This window comes from Brevibacterium mcbrellneri ATCC 49030, from assembly GCF_000178455.1.
Classification (GTDB): Bacteria; Actinomycetota; Actinomycetes; order Actinomycetales; family Brevibacteriaceae; genus Brevibacterium; species Brevibacterium mcbrellneri.
This window is the reverse complement of the sequence record NZ_ADNU01000014.1, coordinates 1-1,763: the sequence shown is the minus strand read 5'-3', so window position 1 is coordinate 1,763 and position 1,763 is coordinate 1. Positions and strand designations below refer to the sequence as shown.

Sequence of the window (1,763 nt, the reverse complement as noted above, 5' to 3'; positions counted from 1 at the left end):
CCTGACTTGGCTCACGGTTGTGTTAGTTTCGATGGTTCGGTTCCGTGACCTGGAGTTTTGCTCGTGAGTTCGTGATTTTTCACGCACTAACGGGGGGTCGTTTAGAGTCGTGGGATGGTGTTCATTCGTCGGGTGCGCACGAAGTCTGGGGCGACTGCGGTGCAGGTGGCTGAGTATTCGCGTGGTCGGCAGCGCATCATCAAGCGCATCGGGTCGGCGCATACCGAGGCCGAGCTCGGGGTTCTGTTGGCTCACGCTAGGGGCTGGATCGATGACGGGTAGCAGACGCTTGATATCGACATTGGGCTTGAAGAAATGACCACTGAGTCGCTGGTTCAGGAAGACGGTGGGCAAGCCGCTCTGCTTGATCCCGAACCGCCTGTGGTAAGGCGTGCTCCTGCCGGACGAGTAGCGGCGACTCCGGCCGGGATCTTGCGGGACGTGCTGACCACGGCATATCAGCAGTTGGGATTCGACCGGGTCGACGACGCGGTGTTCCGCGACTTGGTGGTGGCCCGGATCGTGGAACCGACGTCGAAGCGTGATGCTCCCCGGGTGTTGCACGAGCTCGGGTTGGACGCTGTCAGCTACGCCACGATCAAGCGGAGCCTGGGCAGGATCCAGGAACAGGACTATCGGGATCAGATCGCAAGGGCCTGCTTCGCCTACAGTGCTGCCACTACGGGGCTGTCGCTACTGTTGTACGACGTCACCACCTTGTATTTCGAGGCAAAGAAGGAAGACTCCTACCGCAAGGTCGGGTACTCGAAGGAGCGCCGAGTCGATCCGCAGATCGTCATCGGGTTGCTCGTCGATCGGACCGGTTTTCCCCTGGAGATTCACTCGTTCGAAGGGAACAAGGCCGAGACGCACACGATGATCCCGGTGATCAAGGCTTTCCAGGACCGCCACAACGTGGCCGATATGGTGGTGGTCGCCGATGCCGGAATGCTGTCGGCAAAGAACCTGCAAGACCTCGACGACGCAGGCTTGCGGTTCATCGTCGGGTCGCGGCAGACGAAGGCACCGCAGGACCTGGCGAAGTACTTCCACTGGCACGGCACCCACCACGAGGACGGGCTGACCGTCGACACCATCACGATGCGACGGTCCGCCCCCGATCCAGACCGGGTGCGGTGCCGGGCCGAGCCGGTGTGGGACCCCGAAACAGACACCGACAAATGGCGGGCCGTTTGGCAGTACAGGCACAAGAGAGCGCTGCGGGACCAAGCCACGCTCAATCAGCAACGCAACCGAGCGATCGCGATTATCGACGGGCAACGGGCACCGAAGAAGGCCAGGTTCGTGCGGGAGAAAGGCGGGAAGAAAGAACTCGACGAAGCCTCCTACACACGAGCGATGCAACTCGTCGGCTGGAAGGGATACTCATCCAACATCCCGGCCAGCATCATGCCAGCAGCAGAGGTGGTGTCGTCCTACCACGACCTGTGGCACGTCGAGCAATCGTTCCGCATGTCCAAGACCGACCTGGCCGCCAGGCCAATCTTCCACCGCGTCCGCGAATCGATCGAAGCACACCTGACCATCGTGTTCACCGCCCTGGCGGTATCACGCTACGTCCAGACCCACACCGGGCTGGCAATCGGCAACGTCGTCAAACGCCTGCGACCACTACGGTCGGCGACGATCGAAATCAACGGCACCCAGCAAACCTTCCCGCCCCACATCCCCGCCAAAGAAAAAACCATCATCGACTCAATCATGAACGGCAAACTCACGCACTAACGAAATGAGCCAAGTCA

1 pseudogene is annotated in these 1,763 nt (G+C 60.9%); it reads left to right on the top strand.

The features are described from left to right. Window positions 1-114 precede the first annotated feature (114 nt). Window positions 115-1,746 (top strand): annotated as a pseudogene (locus HMPREF0183_RS01970) (IS1634 family transposase). Window positions 1,747-1,763 lie beyond the last annotated feature (17 nt).